This window comes from Pseudomonas sp. GV105, from assembly GCF_003058185.1.
Taxonomy (GTDB): domain Bacteria; phylum Pseudomonadota; class Gammaproteobacteria; order Pseudomonadales; family Pseudomonadaceae; genus Aquipseudomonas; species Aquipseudomonas veronii.
Window position 1 is genome coordinate 20,596 of the sequence record NZ_QBUF01000009.1, and the last position, 23,937, is coordinate 44,532.

The 23,937-nt window shown below is 63.2% G+C and carries 19 protein-coding genes; 10 read left to right on the forward strand and 9 right to left on the reverse strand.

Going from position 1 to position 23,937, the window contains the following annotated elements; translation table 11 throughout:
• Nucleotides 1-38: 38 nt before the first annotated feature.
• The gene (locus tag C8K66_RS18485) at nucleotides 39-2,438 is read left to right on the forward strand and encodes a DUF3772 domain-containing protein (RefSeq protein WP_108525592.1); all 2,400 of its coding nucleotides are present in this window, start codon (nucleotides 39-41) and stop codon (nucleotides 2,436-2,438) included.
• 19 nt (nucleotides 2,439-2,457) lie between these two features.
• On the opposite strand, the gene C8K66_RS18490 is transcribed toward C8K66_RS18485, so the two are convergent.
• Entirely contained in the window at nucleotides 2,458-3,240 is a 783-nt protein-coding gene (locus C8K66_RS18490; protein WP_017847917.1) for a DNA-binding transcriptional regulator, read from the reverse strand.
• Nucleotides 3,241-3,373: 133 nt separating this feature from the next.
• On the opposite strand from C8K66_RS18490, the gene C8K66_RS18495 reads away from it, so the two are divergent.
• The 8 genes from C8K66_RS18495 to C8K66_RS18530 all read left to right on the forward strand — a co-directional run bounded on the left by C8K66_RS18495 (nucleotide 3,374) and on the right by C8K66_RS18530 (nucleotide 12,312).
• Nucleotides 3,374-5,032, forward strand: a complete 1,659-nt coding sequence (locus C8K66_RS18495) for a bifunctional 3-(3-hydroxy-phenyl)propionate/3-hydroxycinnamic acid hydroxylase (RefSeq protein WP_108525594.1) — start codon at nucleotides 3,374-3,376, stop codon at nucleotides 5,030-5,032.
• A gap of 1 nt (nucleotide 5,033) precedes the next feature.
• The gene (gene mhpB / locus C8K66_RS18500) at nucleotides 5,034-5,987 is read left to right on the forward strand and encodes a 3-carboxyethylcatechol 2,3-dioxygenase (protein WP_108525596.1); all 954 of its coding nucleotides are present in this window, start codon (nucleotides 5,034-5,036) and stop codon (nucleotides 5,985-5,987) included.
• A 17-nt stretch (nucleotides 5,988-6,004) separates the two neighbouring features.
• Nucleotides 6,005-6,868 carry an alpha/beta fold hydrolase gene (locus tag C8K66_RS18505; RefSeq protein WP_079443510.1) on the forward strand — a complete coding sequence of 288 codons (864 nt, stop codon included), beginning with the start codon at nucleotides 6,005-6,007 and terminating at the stop codon, nucleotides 6,866-6,868.
• Between the two features lie 14 nt (nucleotides 6,869-6,882).
• Nucleotides 6,883-7,686 (forward strand): 2-keto-4-pentenoate hydratase, encoded by an 804-nt coding sequence (mhpD, locus tag C8K66_RS18510; protein ID WP_017847921.1) that lies wholly within the window; start codon nucleotides 6,883-6,885, stop codon nucleotides 7,684-7,686.
• Between the two features lie 32 nt (nucleotides 7,687-7,718).
• The gene (locus tag C8K66_RS18515; RefSeq protein WP_046383943.1) at nucleotides 7,719-8,654 is read left to right on the forward strand and encodes an acetaldehyde dehydrogenase (acetylating); all 936 of its coding nucleotides are present in this window, start codon (nucleotides 7,719-7,721) and stop codon (nucleotides 8,652-8,654) included.
• 10 nt (nucleotides 8,655-8,664) lie between these two features.
• Nucleotides 8,665-9,675: a 4-hydroxy-2-oxovalerate aldolase gene (dmpG, locus tag C8K66_RS18520; protein WP_108525598.1), complete on the forward strand. Its 1,011-nt coding sequence runs from the start codon at nucleotides 8,665-8,667 to the stop codon at nucleotides 9,673-9,675.
• Between the two features lie 84 nt (nucleotides 9,676-9,759).
• On the forward strand, nucleotides 9,760-10,965 hold the full coding sequence (gene mhpT / locus C8K66_RS18525) for a 3-(3-hydroxy-phenyl)propionate transporter MhpT (RefSeq protein ID WP_057005589.1): 1,206 nt from the start codon (nucleotides 9,760-9,762) through the stop codon (nucleotides 10,963-10,965).
• Between the two features lie 75 nt (nucleotides 10,966-11,040).
• Entirely contained in the window at nucleotides 11,041-12,312 is a 1,272-nt protein-coding gene (locus tag C8K66_RS18530) for an OprD family porin (RefSeq protein ID WP_046383946.1), read from the forward strand.
• Between the two features lie 148 nt (nucleotides 12,313-12,460).
• Here the strand turns inward: C8K66_RS18530 and C8K66_RS18535 are convergent, their stop codons facing one another.
• From C8K66_RS18535 to C8K66_RS18570, 8 genes are all read right to left on the reverse strand, one after another.
• Complete coding sequence (locus C8K66_RS18535; RefSeq protein ID WP_057005588.1) at nucleotides 12,461-13,879, reverse strand: aldehyde dehydrogenase family protein; 1,419 nt, start codon at nucleotides 13,877-13,879, stop codon at nucleotides 12,461-12,463.
• Nucleotides 13,880-13,897: 18 nt separating this feature from the next.
• The gene (locus C8K66_RS18540; protein WP_057005587.1) at nucleotides 13,898-15,229 is read right to left on the reverse strand and encodes an aminotransferase class III-fold pyridoxal phosphate-dependent enzyme; all 1,332 of its coding nucleotides are present in this window, start codon (nucleotides 15,227-15,229) and stop codon (nucleotides 13,898-13,900) included.
• Nucleotides 15,230-15,339: 110 nt separating this feature from the next.
• The gene (locus C8K66_RS18545; protein ID WP_046383949.1) at nucleotides 15,340-16,620 is read right to left on the reverse strand and encodes an OprD family porin; all 1,281 of its coding nucleotides are present in this window, start codon (nucleotides 16,618-16,620) and stop codon (nucleotides 15,340-15,342) included.
• A 128-nt stretch (nucleotides 16,621-16,748) separates the two neighbouring features.
• Complete coding sequence (locus tag C8K66_RS18550) at nucleotides 16,749-18,374, reverse strand: ABC transporter ATP-binding protein (RefSeq protein ID WP_079443504.1); 1,626 nt, start codon at nucleotides 18,372-18,374, stop codon at nucleotides 16,749-16,751.
• A gap of 2 nt (nucleotides 18,375-18,376) precedes the next feature.
• Nucleotides 18,377-19,255: an ABC transporter permease gene (locus tag C8K66_RS18555; protein WP_046383951.1), complete on the reverse strand. Its 879-nt coding sequence runs from the start codon at nucleotides 19,253-19,255 to the stop codon at nucleotides 18,377-18,379.
• Nucleotides 19,252-20,193, reverse strand: coding sequence for an ABC transporter permease (locus tag C8K66_RS18560; protein WP_046383952.1), 942 nt, complete (start codon nucleotides 20,191-20,193; stop codon nucleotides 19,252-19,254). The genes C8K66_RS18555 and C8K66_RS18560 overlap by 4 nt, the downstream gene beginning before the upstream one ends.
• A gap of 9 nt (nucleotides 20,194-20,202) precedes the next feature.
• The gene (locus C8K66_RS18565; protein ID WP_108525600.1) at nucleotides 20,203-21,786 is read right to left on the reverse strand and encodes an ABC transporter substrate-binding protein; all 1,584 of its coding nucleotides are present in this window, start codon (nucleotides 21,784-21,786) and stop codon (nucleotides 20,203-20,205) included.
• A gap of 183 nt (nucleotides 21,787-21,969) precedes the next feature.
• Nucleotides 21,970-22,851, reverse strand: a complete 882-nt coding sequence (locus C8K66_RS18570) for a hydrolase (RefSeq protein ID WP_046383954.1) — start codon at nucleotides 22,849-22,851, stop codon at nucleotides 21,970-21,972.
• A 130-nt stretch (nucleotides 22,852-22,981) separates the two neighbouring features.
• On the opposite strand from C8K66_RS18570, the gene C8K66_RS18575 reads away from it, so the two are divergent.
• Nucleotides 22,982-23,860, forward strand: coding sequence for a LysR family transcriptional regulator (locus tag C8K66_RS18575; protein WP_046383955.1), 879 nt, complete (start codon nucleotides 22,982-22,984; stop codon nucleotides 23,858-23,860).
• Nucleotides 23,861-23,937 lie beyond the last annotated feature (77 nt).

Here is a 23,937-nt window from a genome sequence, read left to right on the forward strand (position 1 = left end):
CGCTTAGGTATTTGGGTAACCGTCAAAGGGCAAGGCGCATGCATCGAGTCACCACGAGCCGTTTTTTCACCGGGCTGTTCGCCCTGCTGATGCTGTGCGCTACGTTGCCCAGCCTCGCGCAGGCTGCGCCTTCGCCGATCAGCGACCCGCGCAGTGTGCCGCTGCTGGCTGAAGACGCCAGTGTGCAAGACCTCAACGACCAACTCGACCTGATCCGCCAGAAAGTCACGGGCAGCGCCAACGACGACCTGCTCTCGACCTTGCGCCAGGCCGCCTTGCAGGTGCAAAAACAGGCCGACACCCTGGCCGCCAAACAAATCCTCGATCTTGAACACCTGGATGACCAGCTCAACGTGCTTGGCCCGGTACAGGTCAATGAGCCCCCCAGCCTGACCCAACAACGCAGCGTATTGACCCGGCAGAAGAACACCCTGCTCAACGAGCAGCGCCAGGCCAGCAGCCTGAGCCAATCCGCCAGCGACATGGCCGCGCAGATCTTCAGCCTGCGCCGCAGCCTCTTCGACTCACAGATCAGCACCCGCTCGGCGAGCCCGATCAGCGTAGTGTTCTGGTCCAACATCATCCGCCCGACCGACGACGATCTCAGCCGTTTACGCGGCCTGTACGCCGATGTACGCAGCGTGACGGACACCGCCGTGGCGCCGGGAAACCGCTGGTTTTTCGTGAGCATGCTGTTCAGTGCGCTGCTGGTCTGGGTGACGGGACGACGGGTGTTGGAGCACACGCTGGTCCGGCTGACGGTGCGCTGGATCCCCGAAGGCCGCCTGCGTCGCAGTGCGCTGGCGCTGGCGGTGGGGCTGGCCACCGTGCTGACCATCAGCCTGGCCGCCACGCTGCTGCGCTGGGGCGTGCTACGCGACACCGTGCCCAGCGCCGACATGCTCACGCTGCTCGATCAATTGCAGACCCTGGTGGTGTTCTGCGCCTTCATTGTCGGCCTCGGTCGCGCCCTGTTGATGCGCGCGCATCCGTCCTGGCGCCTGCCCCAGATCCCCGACCAGATCGCCGTCGCCCTGGGTCCCTTCCCCGTGCTGATGGGCCTGGCCTTGATGCTGATCGGCACCCAGGAACGCATCAACAGCGTCATCGCCAGCAGCCTGGCACTGACCGCGGCGGTGAACGGCCTGACCGCGCTGGCCATCGCGCTGGTGTTCTTCTTCGGCCTGCTGCGTTACCGCCGCACCCGCCGCCGATACGCGCTTGAACGCATGAGCGGCATCGCCGGGCTGATTCCGTTTGTCGCCGGGACCTGGATCGGGATCGCCCTGCTGGCGCTGTTGAGCGGCTACCTGACCCTGGCTTACTTCCTCACCGTCAAACTGCTGTGGATGAGCGTGGTCGCGGCGACGGCTTATCTGCTGATCGCCTGCTTCGGCGACCTCTGCGAGACCCTGCTCTCGCCGAAACAGCCTGGCGGCCTGGCGCTCGGCTCGGCCCTGGGCCTGTCCGAACGCCACCAGGCACAGGCCAGCACGATACTCGCGGGCGTGGGCCGCACCCTGCTGATGTTCACCGCGGTGCTGTTGGCGTTCCTGCCCTCCGGCTCCAGCCCGGGCGAGCTGCTGGCGGGGCTGACGCAACTCGACCTGGGCAGCAAGCCGCTGGGCAACCTGAACATCGCGCCCGGCGATATTCTGCTGGCCCTTGTCCTGCTCGCGATCGGCCTGTTCGGCGTGCGCGTGCTCAAGAACTGGCTCGGCGAACGGCTGCTGCCGGAAACCAACATGGACGCCGGCATGCGCGCCTCGCTGGTGACCCTGGTGGGTTACATCGGCTTCGTGCTGGTCGCGGTGGTGGTGATGTCCACGCTGAATATCAGCCTGACCAACTTGACCTGGGTGGTCAGTGCGCTGTCGGTGGGCATCGGTTTCGGCCTGCAGGCGATCGTGCAGAACTTCATCTCCGGCCTGATCCTGCTCACCGAACGCCCGGTCAAAGTCGGCGATTGGGTCAGCCTCGCGGGCGTCGAAGGCGATATCCGCCGCATCAACGTGCGCGCCACGGAAATCCAGATGTCCGATCGCTCAACGGTGATCGTGCCCAACTCGCAGTTCATCACCCAGAACGTGCGCAACGTGACCATGGGCAATGCGCTGGGCGTGGTCGGCATCACCCTGACCCTGCCGCTGGAAACCGATGTGCTGCAGATCCGCGAACTGCTGTTGACGGCATTCACCGAACACGAAGACGTACTGGACACGCCGGCGCCGTCGGTGACGTTCAAGGACCTGACCGCCAACGGATTGGTCATCGGCGTCAGCGGTTACGTCAACAGCCCGCGCTCGGTGGGAACAGCCCGCAGCGACCTGCTGTTCACCGTCCTCGGGCGCCTGCGCGAACTCGGCGTGGCGCTGTCTTCGCCGCAGAGTATGGTGCTGATCAATGAGGCGGCGGAAAAAGCCTCGCCGGCCGATTAGAGCGCCACACAACCAAGCATCAGCACTCCGCCAATTGCGTTCTGATTTTTTCCACCACGCCCTGCATGGCCGGCAGATAGCGGCGGGCGGCTTCCTCAACTGACATCGCCTTGGCGATGTAGACCAGATTCAGGCAGCCCATCACCCGCTCCTCGTGCCTGATCGGAATCGCAATCGCAGCGATTTTACGCTCAAGGCCCCAGTGGGAATTGTTTTCGCCATAGCCCTTGCCGAGGGTGTGCTCGACCAACCGATCGACAAAGCCGCGATCTGCCGCCAGCGCCGACTGTTCATCGTCGCGGCTGATCAACAACTCGATCAGCTCTTCGCGCTCGGCCGGCGGGCAGAACGCGAAGTACGCGCGCCCGATGGCGGTCATGAGCAAGGGTAAACGCCGGCCGACCATGGAGCGGTGAAACGACAGGCGACTGAAGCGATGCGTGGTCTCGCGTATCACCATGGCGTCGCCGTCCAGCGTACACAGGTCGGTGGGCCAGACCACTTGTTGCAGCAGCTCGCCGAGCAGCGGTGCGGCAATCGACGAAATCCATTGCTCGTCGCGAAATCCCTCGCTCAGTTCACGGACTTTCAGCGTCAGGCGATAGCTGTCATCCGACTCGCTGCGGCGCACATAACCCTCGGCCTGCAAGGTCTCCAGCAGCCGGCGAACCGTGGTCCGGTGCAGCCCGCTTTGCTCGGCCAACTGCGCCGTGCTGGCCCCGCCGTCGAAACGATTCAAGCCATTGATCAGGGCCAAACCCCGCATCAACCCACGAACGGTTTTGTATTCTGTTTCGCTCATGGACGCTCCATTATCGTTTCAAATCAACGCTGTGCACCTGGTGCACACTAGCAGGGGTTTTCGTTGTCCACCAGCCTCGTGATTTCCATACTGCGCCCCACAAGAAATCCAAAAACGCTGTACGGAGATACCCATGAGTCTTGCACCCGCTCCTTCCACATTGGAGCTGACCGCCGACGTTGCCATCGTCGGCGCCGGCCCTGTCGGCTTGATGATCGCCAATTACCTGGGGCAACGTGGCGTAAACGTCACCTTGGTGGAAAAGCTCGACACCCTGATCGACTACCCCCGCGCCATCGGCCTGGACGATGAAAGCCTGCGCACATTCCAGGCCGTCGGTCTGGCGGACAAGGTGCTGCCGCATACCACGCCCTGGCACGCCATGCGTTTCCTGACCCCCAAGGGTCGCTGCTTTGCCGATATCCAACCGAAAACCGACGAGTTCGGCTGGTCCCGCCGCAACGCGTTCATTCAACCTTTGGCCGACCGCGTGCTGTTCGACGGCCTGCAGCGCTTCAGCAACGTCAAGGTGCTGTTCAGTCGCGAGCTAGACAGCTTTGAACAAAGCGACAGCGCGGTGGTGCTCAACCTCAAGGATCAGCATGGCCGCATCGAACGCCTGAATGCCCGTTACCTGATCGGTTGCGACGGTGGCAACAGCCTGGTGCGGCGCAGCCTGGACATCAGTTTCGAAGGCAAGACCGCGCCCAATCAGTGGATCGTGGTCGACATCGCCAACGACCCGCTGGCCACGCCCCATGTCTATCTGTGCTGCGACCCGGTGCGTCCTTACGTGTCCGCCGCCCTGCCCCACGGCGTGCGTCGTTTCGAGTTCATGGTGATGCCCGGCGAAACCGAGACCGAGCTGAGCAAGCCCGAGAACCTGCGCAAGCTGCTGAGCAAAGTCTTGCCCAACCCCGACCGCATCGAGCTGATCCGCAGCCGCGTCTATACCCATAACGCGCGTCTGGCCGGGCGGTTCCGCCAGGGCCGGGTGCTGCTGGCCGGCGATGCCGCGCACATCATGCCGGTATGGCAAGGCCAGGGTTACAACAGCGGCATGCGCGATGCCTTGAACCTGGCGTGGAAACTCGCGCTGGTGATCAAGGGCCTGGCCGCCGACAGCCTGCTCGACAGCTACGAACAGGAACGCCGCGACCACGCCAAGGCGATGATCAACCTCTCCGTACTCGCCGGCCACGTATTGGCGCCGCCGAAACGCTGGCAAGGCACCCTGCGCGATGGGGTGTCGTGGCTGCTCAACTACCTGCCGCCGGTCAAGCGCTACTTCGTCGAAATGCGCTTCAAACCGATGCCGCAATACACCCGGGGCGCGTTGATCGTGCCGACTGCAACGGGCTCGCCGGTGGGCAAGATGTTCATTCAGCCAAAGGTCTTGACCGACGCCGGCACCACCGTGCTGCTGGACGAAGTGATTGGCGACAACTTTGCGATCATCGCCTGGGGCTGCGATCCGACCTGGGGCCTGTCGGCCACGCAAATCGCCCATTGGAAAGCCCTGGGCACGCGCTTCATCCAAGTGTTGCCGGACGTCCAGCTCCGAGTACCGAGCGATGCCGGCCAAGACGTGATCCGCGTGGGTGACAGCAGCGGGCGCTTGAAAGAATGGTTCGCGCTCGGCACCTCGTCCATCGCCCTGGTGCGTCCGGACCGCTTCCTCGCCGGCCTGGCCATCCCGCAAACCGTCGGCCAGGCCTGCGATGACCTGGCCCGGGCGCTCAAAGCCGTGCCACCGACCTCGGCGAACGCTGTTGTCAGCAAGGTCGCGTGACATGAGCGCCTTTGTGCATTGTTTGTCTCATACGCCGTTGGTGGGCTACGTCGATCCGGCGCCGCAGGTATTGGCTGAAGTCGACGGCGTGATCGACGCCGCGCGCGCGCGCATCGCCCGCTTCGACCCGCAGCTGGTGGTGCTGTTCGCTCCCGACCATTACAACGGCTTTTTCTACGACGTGATGCCGGCCTTTTGCATCGGCATGGCGGCCCACGCGATTGGCGATTTCGACACCGCCGCCGGCCCGCTCGACGTGCCCAAAGCGCTGGCCGAATCCTGCGCCCAGGCGGTGCTGGATGCTGGTGTCGATGCCGCGGTGTCGTATCGCATGCAGGTCGACCATGGGTTCGCGCAACCGTTGGAACTGTTGCTCGGCGGCTTGCAGCGCTGCCCGGTGATTCCGGTGTTTATCAACTCGGTGGCGGTGCCGCTGCCGAGTTTCAAACGCGCCCGACTGCTGGGTGAAGCGATCGGCCAATGGGCCAAAGCGCTGGATAAACGTGTGCTGTTCCTGGCCTCCGGTGGCTTGTCCCATCAGCCACCGGTACCGGAACTGGCCAAGGTCGACGCACGCATGGCAGACCGTCTGATGGGCAGCGGGCGTCAGCTCCCCGCCGATGAACGACAGGCCCGCCAGAACCGGGTGATTCAAGCCGCCCGCGCTTTCGTCGAAGACCCGAACAGCCTGCACCCGCTGAACCCGGCCTGGGATCAGCAGTTTCTCGACAGCCTCGAACAGGGCCGCATGCGCGACCTCGACAGCTTGGGCAATGACGCGTTGTCGGCGCTGGCCGGCAAGTCGACCCATGAAGTCAAAACCTGGGTCGCCGCCTTCGCGGCCCTGAGTGCCTTCGGCCCGTATCAGACCGAAGGCCGCTACTACCGCCCGATTCCCGAGTGGATCGCAGGTTTCGGTGCGCTTGGCGCACAGCCGCTGCCCCCTCACCCATGAATTCAAGGAACACTGCCATGACTGCCACTGCTTTCAGTGAAGCCTCCACCAGCCGCTTTGCCCGTATCAAGGAAGGCGACCTGGACCTGCAACTGCACTACAACGACCTTGGCGAAGGCGCCGCCACCGTGGTCATGCTGCACGGCTCCGGGCCGGGCGCGAGCGGCTGGGCCAACTTCAATCGCAATATCGAGCCGCTGGTGAATGCCGGTTTTCGCGTGATCCTGATGGATTGCCCCGGCTGGAGCAAAAGCGACACGATCGTCAGCGAAGGCTCGCGCTCGAACCTCAATGCCCAAGCGCTCAAGGGCCTGCTCGATGTGCTGGGGCTGGAGCGCGTGCACATCATCGGCAATTCAATGGGGGCCCACAGCACCGTCGCCTTCGCCCTGGAATACCCTGAGCGGATCGGCAAGCTGATCCTGATGGGCGGCGGCACCGGCGGCCCGAGTGCCTTCGTGCCGCAGCCCACCGAAGGCATCAAACTGATCGGCGCGCTGTACCGCGACCCGACCATCGAGAACCTGAAGAAGATGATGAATGTCTTCGTTTTCGACGCCAGCGGCCTCACCGACGAACTGTTCCAGACCCGCCTGGACAACATCCTGTCGCGCCGCGATCACCTGGACAACTTCGTCAAGAGCAGCACGCTCAACCCCAAGCAATTTCCGGATTTCAGCCACCGCCTGCACGAAATCAGCGCCGACACCCTGCTCGTCTGGGGCCGCGAGGACCGCTTCGTGCCGATGGACACCGGCTTGCGCCTGCTGGCCGGCCTGCCCCGGGCACAGTTGCACGTGTTCAACCGTTGCGGCCACTGGGCGCAGTGGGAACACGCCGAGAAGTTCAACCGCATGGTCCTGGACTTCCTGACCCACTGATCATCGAGGCTGACATGACGCTGACTCAAGACACCCTGCAACAACTCGCCGCCGACCTGCGCCAGGCCGAAGACCACGGCGAAGCCATCGGGCCGCTGCGCGAGCGGATCGGTGCAGACAACGCCGCCGCGTATGCCATCCAGCGCCTCAACGTCGACCACGGCGTGGCCAACGGGCGCCGCGTGGTCGGGCGCAAGATCGGCCTGACCAACCCCAAGGTCCAGGCCCAGCTGGGCGTGGACCAGCCGGACTTCGGCACCCTGTTTGCCGACATGTGCTACGGCGACAACGCCACCGTGCCGAGCGGCCGCGTACTGCAACCGAAGATCGAGGCTGAAATCGCGCTGATCCTCGAACGCGACCTGCCCCGCGCCGACACCACATTCGCCGACGTGATGGCGGCCACCGGCTGGGTCGTGCCGGCCCTGGAAATCGTCGGCAGTCGCATCCAGGGCTGGAACATCCGCTTCGTCGATACCGTGGCTGACAACGCGTCCAGCGGCTGCTTCGTACTCGGCGGCCCGGCTCGACGTCTCGATGGGCTCGACCTGCGCCAGGCCAGCATGCGGATGACCCGCAACGCTGAAGAAGTGTCCAGCGGCAGTGGCGCCGAATGCCTTGGTCACCCGCTCAATGCGGCGGTCTGGCTGGCCTGCGCCATGGCGCGCCTGGGCGATCCGCTGCGCGCCGGCGACATCATTCTCACCGGCGCGCTGGGGCCGATGGTGGCGGTCGCTGCCGGTGATCGGTTCGAGGCCGAGATCGACGGCATCGGCCGGGTCGGCGTGAACTTCTCGGTAGACAGTCGCGCCGAGTAATCGGCGACTTGCGTGCATATGAGGCAATAACAATGAATAAACTCAAAGTCGCCATCATCGGTTCCGGCAACATCGGCACCGACCTGATGATCAAGATCCTGCGCAACGCCAAACACCTGGAAATGGCGGTCATGGTCGGCATCGACCCGGCCTCCGACGGCCTCGCTCGCGCCCAGCGCATGGGCGTGGCTACCACCCACGAAGGCGTCGAAGGCCTGACCCGCATGGACGTGTTCCAGCACATCGACTTCGTCTTCGATGCCACCTCGGCCGGCGCGCATGTGCAGAACGATGCGTTCCTGCGCGCGATCAAGCCCGGCATCCGCCTGATCGACCTGACGCCGGCAGCCATCGGCCCGTACTGCGTGCCGGTGGTGAACCTGGAGCAGAACCTCGATCAGCTCAACGTCAACATGGTCACCTGCGGCGGCCAGGCGACTATCCCGATGGTCGCCGCGGTGTCGCGGGTGGCCAAGGTGCATTACGCCGAGATCGTCGCCTCGATCGCGAGTAAATCCGCCGGGCCCGGCACCCGCGCCAACATCGACGAATTCACCGAAACCACCTCCAAGGCCATCGAAGTCATCGGCGGCGCGGCCAAGGGCAAGGCGATCATCGTGATGAACCCGGCCGAGCCGCCGTTGATCATGCGCGACACGGTGTTTGTGCTGTCCGAAGCGGCGGATCAGGCGCTGGTCGAAGCCTCCATCGTCGAAATGGCGGCGGCCGTGCAGGCTTATGTGCCGGGCTATCGCCTCAAGCAAAACGTGCAGTTCGACGTGATCCCGACAGACGCGCCGCTGAACATCCCTGGCCTGGGCAAATTCTCCGGCCTGAAAACCTCGGTGTTCCTCGAAGTCGAAGGCGCCGCCCATTACCTGCCAGCCTACGCCGGCAACCTCGACATCATGACCTCCGCAGCCTTGGCTACCGCCGAGCGCATGGCGCAGTCGATGCAACAGGCCTGAGGAGAGCGACATGAACGCTAAGAAAATCTACATCTCCGACGTAACCCTGCGCGACGGCAGCCATGCGGTGCGTCATCAGTATTCGCTGCAGAACGTGCAGGACATCGCCCGTGCCCTGGACAAGGCCAAGGTCGACTCGATCGAAGTCGCCCACGGCGACGGCCTGCAAGGCTCGAGCTTCAACTATGGCTTCGCGGCGCACACCGACCTGGAATGGATCGAAGCCGCCGCCGATGTGATCAGCCACGCCAAGATCACCACGCTGTTGCTGCCCGGCATCGGCACCGTGCATGACCTCAAGGCGGCCTACAACGCCGGTGCCCGCGTGGTACGGATCGCCACCCATTGCACCGAGGCCGACGTCTCCAGACAGCACATCGAATACGCCCGCGAACTGGGCATGGACACCGTCGGCTTCCTGATGATGAGCCACATGATCCCGGCCGAGCAGCTCGCCGCCCAGGCCAAGCTGATGGAAAGCTACGGCGCCACCTGCGTGTACATGGCCGACTCCGGCGGCGCGATGAACATGCAGGACATCCGTGATCGCTTCCGTGCGTTCAAGGCCGTGCTCAAGCCGGAAACCGAAACCGGCATGCATGCCCACCACAACCTCTCGCTCGGCGTGGCCAACTCGATCACCGCGGTCGAGGAAGGCTGCGACCGCATCGACGCCAGCCTCGCCGGCATGGGCGCCGGGGCCGGCAACGCGCCGCTGGAAGTGTTCATCGCCGCCGCCGAACGCCTGGGCTGGAACCACGGCACCGACCTCTACACCTTGATGGACGCAGCGGACGACATCGTGCGGCCGTTGCAGGATCGGCCGGTGCGGGTCGACCGCGAATCCCTGGCGCTGGGGTATGCCGGGGTCTATTCGAGCTTCCTGCGCCATGCCGAAATCGCTGCGGCCAAGTACGGTTTGAAGACCGTGGACATCCTCGTCGAGCTGGGCAAACGCCGCATGGTCGGTGGTCAGGAAGACATGATCGTCGACGTCGCGCTGGACCTGCTCAAACGCTGAACCGTGCATCCCCCCGTCCGGTCGCCCACGCAGCGGCCGGACGGTTTTGCTGTGCCCATTACAACAATAAAACGGGTATTTCCCATGACATCGCTAAACGTGCTGACACCGTTGTACATGGCGCGGACCATTGGTCTGTGCTTCCTCGTCGCCCTGATGGAAGGCCTCGACCTGCAAGCCTCGGGCATCGCCGCCCAAGGCATGGCGGCAGCGTTCCAACTGGACAAACTACACATGGGCTGGGTCTTCAGCGCCGGCATTTTCGGCCTGCTGCCCGGAGCGTTTCTCGGCGGTTTGCTGGCTGATCGCATTGGCCGCAAACGGGTGTTGATGGCCTCGGTGGCCCTATTCGGATTGTTCTCGCTGGTCACGACCATGGCCTGGGACTTCAACAGCCTGCTGGTTGCGCGCTGCCTCACAGGCGTCGGCCTGGGCGCGGCACTGCCTAACCTGATCGCGCTGACCAGTGAAGTGGCTGGCCCGCGCCTGCGTGGCAGCGCCGTGAGCCTGATGTATTGCGGCGTGCCCCTGGGCGCGGCGCTGGCGGCCAGCATTGGCATCGCGCAACTGGCCGGCGGCTGGCAAGTGGTGTTCTACGTCGGCGGTATCGTGCCGTTGCTGATCGTGCCGCTGTTGGGGGTTTATCTGCCGGAATCCGCGGCGTTTCGCAGCGTGCGCGACGCCGCGCCGATCAGTGTGGCCAGCGGGCTGTTCCGCGGGGGCGCGGCATGGCCGACCGTGATGATCTGGGTCAGCTACTTCTTTACGCTCATGGTGGTTTACATCCTGATCAACTGGCTGCCGAGCCTGTTGGTCGGCCAAGGCTTCAGCGGTTCTCAGGCCAGCTGGGTGATGCTCGCGCTGCAATTTGGCGCGGCGGCCGGCACGTTGTTGCTGGGCTGGGTCATGGATCGCCTGCCGGCCTGGGCGTTGTCGGCGCTGATTTACCTCGGCATCCTCGCGTCACTGACTGCGCTGGGCATGGCCACCCAATGGCACAGCATGCTGGCGGCCGGCTTCGTCGCCGGGTTCTTCGCCACGGGCGGGCAATGTGTGCTGTATGCCTTGGCCCCGCATTTCTATCGTCCGTCAATTCGCGCCACGGGCGTCGGCAGCGCCGTCGCCATTGGCCGGTTGGGTGCGATGAGCGGCCCGTTGGTGGCCGGCAAGATGCTCGCACTGGGCACGGGCACCACGGGCGTGATGATGGCCTCGGCACCCGGCATTGTCATCGCCGCGCTGGCGATGTTTTACCTGTCGCTGCGCCGCAACCGCTGCCCGGCTGACTGAGCGCCAATCCGTACTCGCCTTCCGCGCCACGATGGCGCGGGGCTTACCCCTACAACAATAAAAGTGAACACTGCCATGCTCAGGAACTTCTTTCGGGGCGTCAGCGCCTGCACCTGCGTTTTTTTCGTAGACCAGGCCTGCGCCGCCGGTTTTGTCGACGACAGCCAGGCCGATCTGGTGATACGCAACTATTACTTCGATCGCAATTACGTGAACGCCACGCCGCAGGCGGCTGCCCGCGAATGGGCGCAGGGCTTCATTCTCAACATGCGCTCGGGCTATACCGAAGGGCCTGTCGGCTTCGGCCTGGACGCCCAGGGTTTGCTGGGCGCACGTCTGGACTCCTCGCCCGCACGCACGGGCACCGGCCTGCTACCGTACAACCACCAGACCCGTGAACCGGCCAGCGAATATTCGGAGCTGGGCCTGACCGCCAAGGCCCGGGCCTCGAAGAGCGAGTTGCAACTGGGGACCATCAGCACGTTTCTGCCAATCGCCTTCGCCAGCCCTACCCGCCTGCTGCCGCAGACCTTCCGCGGCACGTACCTCAAGTCCCAGGAGATCGACAACCTGACCCTGCACGTCGGCTGGCTCGACCGCATCAACCTGCGCGACTCCACCCACTACCAGAAAATGTCGGTAGCCTCGCCCAACGGCCGCTTCAATGGCGCCGCCGAATCCGACCGTTTTACCTTCCTCGGCGGCGACTATGCCTGGTCGCCGCAACTGACGCTCAAGTACTACCACGCCGAACTGGCTGACCTTTATCGCAAGGATTTCTACGGTTTCGTCGACAATCGCCCGATGGGCCCCGGCCGCCTGAAAAGCGACGTGCGCCTGTTCGTCACCGGTGAAAACGGTGCCGCCAAGGCCGGCCCCGTGGACAATCGCAACGCCGCCCTGATGCTGACGTACAGCCTGGGCGCGCACAAATTCGGCGCCGGCTACATGCAACTGACCGGCAAGACCGCCATGCCTTACCTGTTCGGCACCGAGCCGTTGGTCATCACCGAAGGCACGCTGAGCTCGGAGTTCCTCAACCCCAAGGAGCGCAGTTGGCAGGTGCGCTATGACTACAACTTTGCCGCGCTGGGCTTGCCCGGGCTCAATGGCATGCTGCGTTACGTCAGCGGCGACAACATTGAGTTACCCAAACTGGGCGGCAGCAACCTGAAGGAAAGCGAAAAAGATATCGAACTGAACTATGTGCTTCAGAGCACACCCCTTAAAGGCCTGAATCTGCGCGTGCGCAACGCATGGTACCGTAATGATTTCGCCGCCCAGGCCAGCCATCGGGACGACAATGAGCTACGGGTGAATGTCGATTACACCTGGAAGCTATGGTGAATGACCGCCCAGTGATTCACCTGGGCTGGGCGGATCGTTCAAATGTGGCCGTCGCATAGGCCTTCTGGAGCAACACAAACCCGGCCTCGGGCCGGGTTACCCCGCGTCGCGGCCAGGTGCTCATCTGGGCGCCCCAACCTGTTCCTTTCTAATAGCCAAACACTGACTTTGTTTCCAGGTACTCCTCAAACCCGAACACCCCCCATTCCCGCCCGTTTCCGGACTGTTTGTAGCCGCCAAAAGGCGCGTCCTGGTCGGCCTTGCAACCATTGAGATGGACCATGCCGGTACGCAACTGTCGAGCGATAGCCCTGGCGCGTTCGCGGTCCGACGAGGTGACGTACCCCGACAGCCCGTACACGCTGTCGTTGGCGATCCGCACCGCCTGCTCCTCGCTGTCATACGGAATGATCGCCAGGACCGGGCCGAACACTTCTTCGCGAGCGATGCTCATGTGCGGCTCGACATCGGCAAAAATCGTCGGTTTGACGTAGAACCCTGTCGTCACGCCGTCTGGGCGCCCTGTTCCACCGGCCACCAGCAACGCGCCTTCGCACAGCGCCTGCTCGATCAACTGCTGGACCCGATTGAACTGCATGACGTTGGCCACCGGCCCGATGGCCGTGGCAGGCCGGCTATCATCGAAACACACCTGGGCCGCCACCTCGCAGGCGATTGCGACCGCCTGGGCATGCAACGCCCGCGGCACCAGCATGCGGGTCGGTGCATTGCACGACTGGCCGCTGTTGCGCATGCAACCCAACACCCCATGGCGCACCGCGCTGGGCAGATCGGCATCGTCGAGCAGGATATTGGCCGACTTGCCGCCCAGTTCCTGGGCGACTCGCTTGACCGTATCCGCCGCCGCCTTGGCCACCGCGATACCCGCCCGCGTCGAGCCGGTGAACGAGATCATGTCGATATCGGCATGCTGCGACAGCGCCGTGCCGACACCCGGACCGTCGCCATTGACCACGTTGAACACCCCCTGGGGCACGCCGGCCTCGTGCAGAATCTCGGCAAAAATCAGCGCCGACAGCGGCGCGCGCTCACTGGGCTTGAGCACCACCGTGCAGCCGACGGCCAGCGCCGGGGCGACTTTGCAGGTGAGCTGGTTGAGCGGCCAATTCCAGGGGGTGATCAGGCCACACACGCCAATCGGCTCACGCATCACCCGCGAGCTTCCCAGCATTGTTTCGAACGGGTAGCGCTTCAACACCTCCAGGGCCCGCACCAGATGGCCCAGCCCCGCTGGCACATGGGCCGTTCTGGCGAGTGACAGCGGCGCGCCCATTTCCTGATGCACCGCAAGAGCCAACGCCTCACTGCGCCGCTGATAGCCGTCGATGATCCTCTCGAGCAGTTCGATACGCTGCTCGGGCGTGGTCGCGGAGAAACTCGCGAATGCCGCTTTGGCCGCCGCCACCGCACGGTTCACGTCGCGTTCGTTGCCCAGGATGATCCGCGCAACCACCTGCTCGCTGGACGGATCGATCACGGCTTCGATCACCTGGCTATCGGGCCTGACCCAGGCCCCGTCGATGTAAAAATCCAATAGATCCGTCATAACCGCTCCTCGACTCAATCACGCAACCTGGCATAACGCCTCGCGCAAGGTTTCGAATACCTGCGCGATGTGCTCCGGGGAAATAATCAGCGGCGGCGAGATCACGATGGTGTCACCCGAGCCCCGTACCAGCACGCCGTGATCGAAACACCACTGCGCCACTTGCGCGCCCCTGACACCCGGCGCGGCTGGCAACGCTTGCAGCTCGACAGCACACAGCAAGCCAATCGCGCGGACATCCACCACCGGCCCGACGCCTTTGAGCGACAACGCGGCCGCTTGCCAGAGATCGCTGACCGCCAGCACGTGCTGGTTGATCCCCAATTCCTCATGCACCCGCAGCGTCGCCAGGCCGGCCGCACAGGCCAGCGGATGGGCGGAATAGGTGTAGCCGTGCATCAATTCGATAGCGTTCTCCGGGCCGGCCATAAAGGCTTCATAGACCCGCCCGCTGACGAGCACGCCGCCCATCGGCACCGCGCCGTTGGTGAGGCCCTTGGCGGTGGTGATCAGGTCCGGAGTGACGCCGAACGCCTGCGCGGCGAAGCTTGCGCCGACACGACCGAACCCGGTGATCACTTCGTCGAAGATCAGCAGCACGCCGTGCCGAGTACAGATGTCGCGCAGCCGCTGCAAATACCCCTGTGGCGGCGGATAGACACCGCCGGAACCGGTGACCGGCTCGACGATCACCGCCGCCACCGTGCTCGGGTCTTGCACTTCCAACAGCTGCGTCAGCGCATCGGCGTATTCGACGCCGGTGGCCGGTTGACCCGCGGTAAAGCGCATGCTCGCGTCATACGGCAAGGGCAGGTGCGAGACCTCCCCCAGCAATGGCCCGAAATCGCGCTTCTGACGCCCCAGCCCAGACACCGAAAGGCCGCCGAACCCCATGCCGTGATAGCCCTTGGCACGCCCGATGAACTTGGTCCTGCGGCAATCGCCACGCGCCTGATGGTAGGCCCGGGCAATCTTCAGCGCGGTGTCGACCGCTTCGGAACCGGAGTTGGTGAAGAACACCTGCTCGATGCCGGCCGGGGCAATCGCGATCAAGCGCTCAGCCATTTCCAGCGCGTGGGGATGGCTCATTTTGAATGAGGATACGAAGTCCAGGCGCCCGGCCGATTCGCGAATCGCCTCGACAATTCGGGCCTGGCCGTGACCGGCATTCACACACCACAGGCCGGCCATGGCATCCAGAATGCGACGGCCATCGGTGGTGGTGTAATGCATGCCCTCGGCGCTGGCGAACATCATCGGCTGCTTTTGAAACTGGCGCATCGGTGTGAACGGCGCCCAAAACGCCGAGGCGGCCTGGGACGTAGGGGTGTTGCCGGAAAGATCGCTCATGGGCGCTCCTTGATGATCGGTGATGAAAAAACCTCAATCCGCACAGCACAACGCAGATCGGTTGTAGGCACCGGCAAGCCGGCGCCTACGGCAGTGCATGGCATCGACGCCTACCAGAGCGCCAGGGTGTAGCCCAGGATCAGGCGGTTTTCGTTGGTGTCACGGGTGTAGTTGCTTTTCGCACTCGCGTTCTGCCAACGCAGCGAGACGTTTTTCAGGCGCCCGCTCTGCACCACATAGCCGAGGCTGAAGTCGCGTTCCCACTCGCGGCCCTCGCCCTGGAAGCCTTTGACTTTGGCGTTGTCACCATTGGCATAGCGCGTCGAAAACAGAAGCCCGGGCACCCCCAGCGCGGCGAAGTCGTAGTCATAGCGGGCATGCCAGGTGCGCTCCCCGGTCTGGGAGAAGTTACTCAATTGGTATTCGGTGAACAGGTAGGTGTTAGTGCCGTCGACGTAAGTGAACGGCGTCGTGCCGTATTGCGCCTGATAGCCGCCACTGAGGCTGTGGCCCTCCAGGCTGTAGCCGATGCGCGTGCTCAGCGCCTGGTTATCCACCTTGCCCGCCAACCCCGCGCCATCCTGGCTGGCATCAAAGTAACGGATGTCGGTTTTCACCGTCCCGGGCCCGAGGCCGAAGCTGTTTTTCAGGCCCAGGTATTGCTGTTTGTACAGGCCATCAAGTTGCGCCCACTGGTAGCTGGCCAAAGTGCTCGCGCCGAGCTTGTAATCCGCGCCGGCGTAACGAAACCGGTCACTTTTGGCCGAACTCTTATAGGCCCCGGACTGGCTGGTCAGGCCCATGTCCTCGTAGTCGGTCGAGTCACGCTGCTTGACCTTGTCCAACTGGCCGAGACTGATCGTCAGCCCGCTGAGGTCTTTGGAGGTCAACGCGGTACCGCTGAAGCTTTGCGGGAACAAGCGACTGAGGTTGGGTTGCAATGTCGGCAGGTCCGGGACCATATAGCCGACCCGCAACTCGCTCTGGGCAAAGCGCGCCTTGCCGGTCACGCCAAACTTGGAGTACTCGTCGTGCGCGCGCCGGGCGTAGCTGGGTTTGCCCGGTTCTGGCTCACTGTTGCGCGACAGCAGGCCTGAACCGGAACGGTCGGGGCTCGAGTCGAGTTTCAAGCCGAGCATGCCGACGGCGTCGAGGCCAAAACCGACGGTGCCTTCGGTGAAACCCGACTGCAGGTTAAGCAGAAAGCCCTGCGCCCATTCCGCGCGCTGGGACTGGCCCGTGCCTTCGCGGTAGTCGCGGTTGAAGTAGTAGTTTTTCAGTTCCAGTGACGCACGACTGTCCTTGATGAAATCCGCCTGAGCGAACGCAGGCAGTAAACCGGCGCCGATCAGACCTGCTCCGGTGACGACATGGGTGATGGTGTTTTTCATGGTGCTGGCTCCTGGCAGTACGGGGGTTGGGTGATGTTTTTGTTTTCTTCGGGCATGGCGTTGCCCGTCACGTCAATCGGCGATTGACGCGAGGCGGGACAGCGTTCAGGTCCTGGGTGAAGCAATGCCTAGCGCGTGCGGATGCGATAGCCTCCGCCAGCCAGTCGTTCCAGCGGGCTGGCGGCAGCCAACAACTGCTGGGTGTAAGGGTGTTGCGGCGTGTCGAAAATCGCGTCGCGGTCGCCGATCTCGACCACTTCGCCCTGGTTCATCACGGCAACGCGATGGGCGATACGCTCTACCGCCGCCAGGTCATGGGAAATGAACAGGCAGGCAAAGCCGTACTGTTTCTGCAAGCGTTCGAACAGCTCCAGAATCTGTTTCTGAATGGTCATGTCCAGCGCCGAAATCGGCTCGTCGGCAATCACCAACTGCGGACGTCGCACCAGTGCCCGCCCGATTGCCACGCGCTGACGCTGCCCACCGGATAATTGGTGGGCAAAGCGTTCGACGAAATGTTCGGCAAGCCCGACATCCACCAGCGTTTCGGCGACACGCTGCCGACGTTGCGCGGGGCTCATGCCCGGCTCGTGGCGCAGGGGTTCAGCCAGAATCTGGCCAATTTTCATGCGCGGATCGAGGGAGGAATACGGGTCCTGGAAAATCATCTGGCACTGCAACCGGTGTACGCGGTTCGCGGCCTTGAGGATGTCCACGCCCTTGAAGCGGATAGCCCCGGCGCAGGGGTTGACCAACCCCACCACCGCCCGCCCCAAGGTAGTCTTGCCAGACCCGCTGCCGCCAACCAGGGCCAGGGTTTCGCCAGGCGCGATGCTCAGGTCCACCCCATGCACCACGCGTTTTGGAAGGCTTTTGCCCCAGAACGAACGCGGCCCCGGGTGCTCGATGCACACGCCTCGGACTTCGAGCAACGGCCCGTTGGCGGGCGGCAATGGCGCCAGCACGCCGCGGCTGGGCAAGGCCTCCAGCAACTGACGGGTGTAGTCGGCGCGCGGTGCCAGCAGAATCTCCTGGATGCCGCCCTGCTCGACCGCTTTGCCGTTGCGCATGACCACTACCTTGTGGGCATAACGCGCAACCAGCGACAAGTCATGGCTGATGAACAGAATCGCCGTGCCCTGCTCGCGGGTCAGCTCCAGCATCAGCTCGATGACGTCCAACTGCGCCAGACAGTCCAGGGCCGTGGTTGGCTCATCGGCGATCAACAACGCAGGACGCAGCAGCATCACCGAGGCCAGCATGATGCGCTGGCGCATACCGCCGGAAAACTGGTGCGGGTATGACGCCAGGCAACGCTCAGCGTCCTTGATGCCGATGCGTTGCAGCATCTGCAGGCAACGCCGACGGATTTCGGCCGCGTCCAGGTCGGTGTGCAGCTTGAGGGCCTCACTCATTTGCCGGCCGATGGTCAACGATGGGTTGAGCGAGACCATCGGCTCCTGGAAGACCATGCCGATCTGCGCGCCACGCACCCGCCGCATCGCGGGAGCGTCGCGGCTGTCGAGCGCTACGCCTTTGAACTCGATACGTCCGCCACACACCTGCATCGGCGCCGGCAGCAAGCCAATCGCTGCGCGTGCGGCCATGGTTTTGCCGCTGCCCGACTCGCCCACCAGGGCGACGATTTCGCCCGGGGCCATTGTGAAGCTCAGGTCGTCGACGGCCAGTTGGCCTTGCACGCCCGCACGGATTTTCAGGTGCTGCACAGACAGCAAGGCAGTAGGAACAGTCATGATCATTTCCTCATGCGCGGGTCGAGACGATCGCGCAGGGCATCGCCGAACAGGTTGATGGCAAGCAGTGCCAGGCTGATGAAGAGGCCGGGGAAGATCCCGAGCCAGGCAGCCGATGCGATATAAGGCCGGCTGGCCGCCAACATGCTGCCCCAAGTGGCCGCCGGTGGCGGTACACCCAGCCCGAGGAAGCTCAAGGCGCTTTCCGAGAGCAAGGCCCAACCGAACATGCTGGTGGCCAACACACACAACGGTGCCAGGCAGTTGGGCGCAATGTGCCGCAGCATGGTGTAGAACTCGGAGTTGCCGATCACCCGCGAGGCTTCGACAAACTCCAGTTCGCGCAGCGACAACACACTGCCGCGCACCACCCGCACCACCGACGGCGTATAGGCGATCCCCAAGGCCAGAACGATGCCGTACTGGCTGGCGCCGATGATCGCCATGATCCCCAGGGCCATGAGGATCCCGGGGAATGCCAGCAAGGCGTCGTTGAGCATCATCAGCACCCGGTCGGTCCAGCCGCGCAGGTAACCGGCCAGCATGCCGATCAGCGTTCCGGCCACCACTGCGAAACTCACCGACAGCAGGCTGATCCACAGGCTGGTGCGCGCCCCCATCATCATCCGGCTCAAGGCATCGCGACCGAACTCATCGGTGCCCAGCCAGTGCGCCGCACTCGGCGCCTGGAACCGCGCGAGCAAGTCCAGGCGCAACGGCTCGTAGGGCGTCCAGACCAGGCCGAGCAAGGCCATGCCGATCAGGACCAGTAACAAGCCCCCGCCGATCAGGGCGTTGAGTGGCGGGTAACGCCAGGCGCGTCGGGCCGGCGCCGCGACACTCCGCGCCGGCTCAGCTGGCAGCGTTCGCTTGGCACTCATAACTTCACCCTCGGGTCGAAGAGCGGATACAGCAGGTCGACACACAGGTTGACGAGCACGTAGATACAGGTAATCAGCAGCAAGCAGCCCTGCAACACCGGATAGTCCCGGGCGAAGATCGAGTCCACCATCAGGCGCCCGACACCCGGCAATGTGAACACCGTTTCCAGCACCGCAATGCCGCCGAGCAGGTTGCCCAGGATCAAGCCCACCAACGTCCAGGTCGGCGCAAAGGCGTTGCGCAAGGCATGGCGCCACAGCACCGCACCTTCGGACAAGCCTTTGGCGCGGGCATGGGCGATATAGTCCAGGCGCAGCACTTCAATCGTGCTGGCCCTGGCCATGCGGGCGATGGCGCCAAACTCCACCAGGGTCAGGGTGACAATCGGCAGCACCAGATAGGTGATCGCCTTGAGCGGATCATCCGCAAACGTCACGTAACCCACCACCGGCAGCCAGCCCAGCTTGATCCCGAAGGCGTACAGCAGCAGCAGGCCGAGCCAGAAACTGGGAATCGACAACAACAACGTCGCGCCGGCCACCAGCCCCAGGTCCATGGCGCTGTTCTGCTTCCAGGCGGCAAACAGGCCCACCGGCACGGCAATCAGCGTGGCCAGCGCAACCGCTACCAGTACAATCGTCGCGCTGACACTGAAGCGCTCGAGCAACAGCGGCAATACGGCTTGTCGCGTGCTGATGGAGAACCCCAAGTCACCGCTGAGCACTGACTTTATCCAGATCAGGTATTGGGTCACCACCGAGTGATCCAGCCCCAGCGAACTGCGCATTTGTGCCAGGCTCTGGGCATCCGCCATGTCGCCCAGCATCAACAACGCAGGGTCACCGGGGATGAAGCGGATCAGTGCAAACACCATCACCGATATCAGCAACAGGGTGGGCACAGCCATCCCCAGCCGATGCAATATGAATCGAAACATGGGAACGCCCTACTTTGATGTTGCCGCCAGCGACACGCCCCACAGGCGCGGTTTAGAGATCGGCCAGGAGCGATAGCCCTCGATGCCGGCTTTTACGACACCGATACTGGTGCCGTTGTAAATCATCACCATTGGCACATCGGCCAGCATCAGCGTGTGCAATTGATCGAACAGCGCTTGACGTTTTGGCGCGACGGACTCGCTCTGGGCTTCACGCAACAACACCAGTGCCTTGGGGTTGTCCCAGACTTTGCGCGGTTCCTTGTCTTTGTTCCCCGTCACCGACTCATAGCTCAGCGCCGCGTCAAAGCGTGGCGAATACGAGAACGCCATCATCTGGAAGTTGCCGCTCTGATAACGCTCCAGTTGGGCGCCCCACTCCAGGGTTTCGAGCACAATATTCACCCCGACAGCCTGGAGCATTGCCTGGCTCAAGACGCCCATGTCGAACATCTGCGGGTAGCGCTTGTTGACGATCAGCTTGATCGGCTGGCCGTGGTAACCCGCCGCTTTGAGCAGGCGCCGGGCCTCGTCGAGGTCGTAGGGGTAACCCGTATGCGCCGTCGCGTCGTAATACGCGCTGGTGGTCGGAATGATCGAGTTGTTGACGGTGGACAGGCCATTGGAAAGCGTTGCGACCATCTGCGAATAGTCCAGCGACAGCGCCACGGCGCGGCGAATACGCACGTCGCCGAGCAACGGGTCACGGGTCTGGAACAGCAGCCCGCCGAGCGTCATCACCGGGCTGGTGCGTACCTGCATGCCGGGGACATTTTTCAACTCCGCCTCATCCATTGCGGTCACGTCCGGCAGTACGTCGACACCGCCGGAAAGCAGTGCGGCCTTGGCCGAGGCGGCGTCCGGGATGACCACAAACCGCACGCGGTCAACGAACGCTTGCTTGTTCCCGGTAAAGCCGTCTGGCTTCGCTTCGGCGCGCGGGGTGTAGTCCTTGAAGCGGTTCAACTCGACGTACTGGCCTTGCTTCCACTGACCGAGGGTGAACGGACCGGTGCCAATCGGCGCGATCCAGGTGCCATCGGCCGCGACCGAATCGGGATGCACAATGCCGCTGCCGCCACAGTCGGGCCGGGACATGGTCGCCAGCAGCACGCCGTTGGGCTTATCGATGCGGAACACCACCTTGAGCGGTTCCGGAACCGAGATGTCGAGGATTTTCGAGACCCCGCGCCCATCAAACTCCGGCAGGCAGCGCCATTGGGTTTTCGGGTCGAGGTAGTGCTGCCAGGTCCACTTCACGTCCTCGGCGGTCAGGGGCTTGCCGTTCTGGAACTTGACCCCTTCACGCAGGGTGAAGGTATAGGTGAGCCCGTCGTCCGAGATCGTGACGTCTTTAGCCAGCATCGGCCCGACTGACGCATCTTCGCGGTAGGCCACCAAACCTTCGACGATGTGCATGATGAACGCATCGGAGTTTTCATCGCGATTGACCCCAGGTTCAGTGCTGCGGATATCACCGTTGAAGCCAACCTTGATCAGGCTCGGTTCGCCGGCTTGCAGGCTAAGGGCGGCAAGGCACAGGCTGAGGGTCGGCACGCCGAAATACAGGGCTTTTTTGACGTAGTGATGCATGGGAGAAAGACTCCTTGAACAAAATTTTCCGGTCGATGGACTAAGCCATGGGCAGGGCCGGGAACGGAATGGGTAGGTCGTGATTATTTTTATAGCAACCGATCGCGCGTACTTTTGTCAGATACCAACGCAATCATCAGGGACGTCAATTGCGCCCCTTGCACCTCTTTACAGCGGTATCGATCAACGCCGGCCGCGACGAACTCGCAGCACCTCGGCGAAAAAGTCCTGGGCGGCCGGCATCGCCTTGATCCCCTGATGAGCCACATTGGGCAGCACATCGAAACGCACCTTGACCCCCTGAGCCTCGAAACTCGCCTTGAGTGCCGCCAGCCGTTCAGGCCGCGTGCAACCGGCACTATTGGCGCCGGGCATGTAATGTTTGCCGCCTTCGCGGTGAGTGATTTCCCAGGTTTCGAGGTCGGCCTCGCCCACCACCATATGAATCGGCACCTGGCGCAGGGCGTCGAGGTCCAGCGGCTTGGCAAACCGGGTCTCGAAGTCGCGCACACCGACCCACCAATTCTGCTTGGGGTCCAGCAAGGTCACCGAGCCTGGCGCACCGATCGAGGCGGCCCACAGCTTCTCGGGGTGCAGGTAACAAAACCGGTGGCTGAACTGTCCGCCACCGGAGTAGCCAAACAGGGCGAACGTATCGAAGCGGCGGTTGTACTTCTGGCCGACGCTGGCGACCATGTCCAGCAGGACTTGGTCGTAACGGATATCGCCTTCCACCAATTGCTTGTAACCGTCGCCGTTGCCATCTCCCAGCACCCCCACCGGAAACAGTGGCGACAGAATCACACAATCGTTCCAACGACCAAATTCGGCGAAGCCATTGCGGTAGATTTCCATGGCCCGGGTTGAGCCGTGCAACGACACCACGAGGTCGACCGGGCGCTCAGGGTCCTCAATCGAGGCGGGTACATACAGCGTGTAGGCAAAACGGCTATCGGCAGTGTGCGAGTACACCGTCGTGGCACCGAGGTGATAAACACTCTTGGCGGCTTGGCTCGCCACTGCATCGGCGGCGGGATTGATTGCTTCATTCGACTGGCTTTTCATAGGGTCATCGCTGCTTCCAGAACAGCGTCCAGTATTCTGCCGCGCCAGACGAAAGAAAATCTAAATTACCTTTATCCAACATAAACAAACCCTTTACCATCCCTGACACTGAACCCGTCGGAAACACCCAATGAGTACCATCCGTTTTCTGAAAACCTTCATTGCCGTCGCGCAATACGGCAGTTTTGCTGCCGCAGCCGATCGAGTGTCCCTGACCAATGCCGCCGTCGGGCAACAAATGCGTGCGCTCGAGGATGAGATCCGGCGCCCTCTGTTCGATCGCAGCCAACGTCAGGTCAAGCTCAACCGTGAAGGCCTGCTGTTGCTGCCCAAAGCCAAGAAGCTGGTCGACGATTACGCGGCCATGGTCGCCGGCGACGATACTGACCTCACGATGGAAGGCGATGTGACGATCGGCGGGATCACCTCGGCAATGGGCTTGCTCGCCAACTGCCTGGTCAGGCTCAAGGAGGTTTATCCCAAGGTGTCCGTCACCCTGGTGACCGCGCGCTCGGACGAACTGGCGCACCGGGTTCTCACCGGAGAACTGGATGCCGCGCTCTTGATCGAGGCCACACGCCAGGACTTCAAAGGTTTGAGCTGGACAAGGTTGTACGAAGAACCGCTGGTGTTGTTGGTCAGCGCAACCCACTCGCAGGGCACCGACGATGCCATTGAACTGCTCAGGACACAGCCGTTCATTCGCTACGACAGAACCACCGCCGTGGGCCGAAAAGTGGAGCGCTTTTTCCGACGGGAAGCGATCGAGCCCATGCAGATCCTTGAACTGAACTCAATCATCGGCATCGCGGAACTAGTCCGACAACGCGTCGGCATCGCGATTATTCCGCTGCTCAGAAACTTCGACTGGCAACACGACCCACAACTGCGCGTCCTGGCGTTGCCGGGTGCGGTGGAGCAGCGAACCGTCGGCATCCTCGAACAAGGCAGCAAAAGCCATATCACCGGTGAAGTGCGCAACTTTCTGATGGCGACAAACACCGAGTAAGCCTGCGCCCAGGACCCTGCAAACGCTCCGCGCCGTCACGCCGGCGTTGTCCAGCGTGAGCGGCGAGGTGCTCGGGC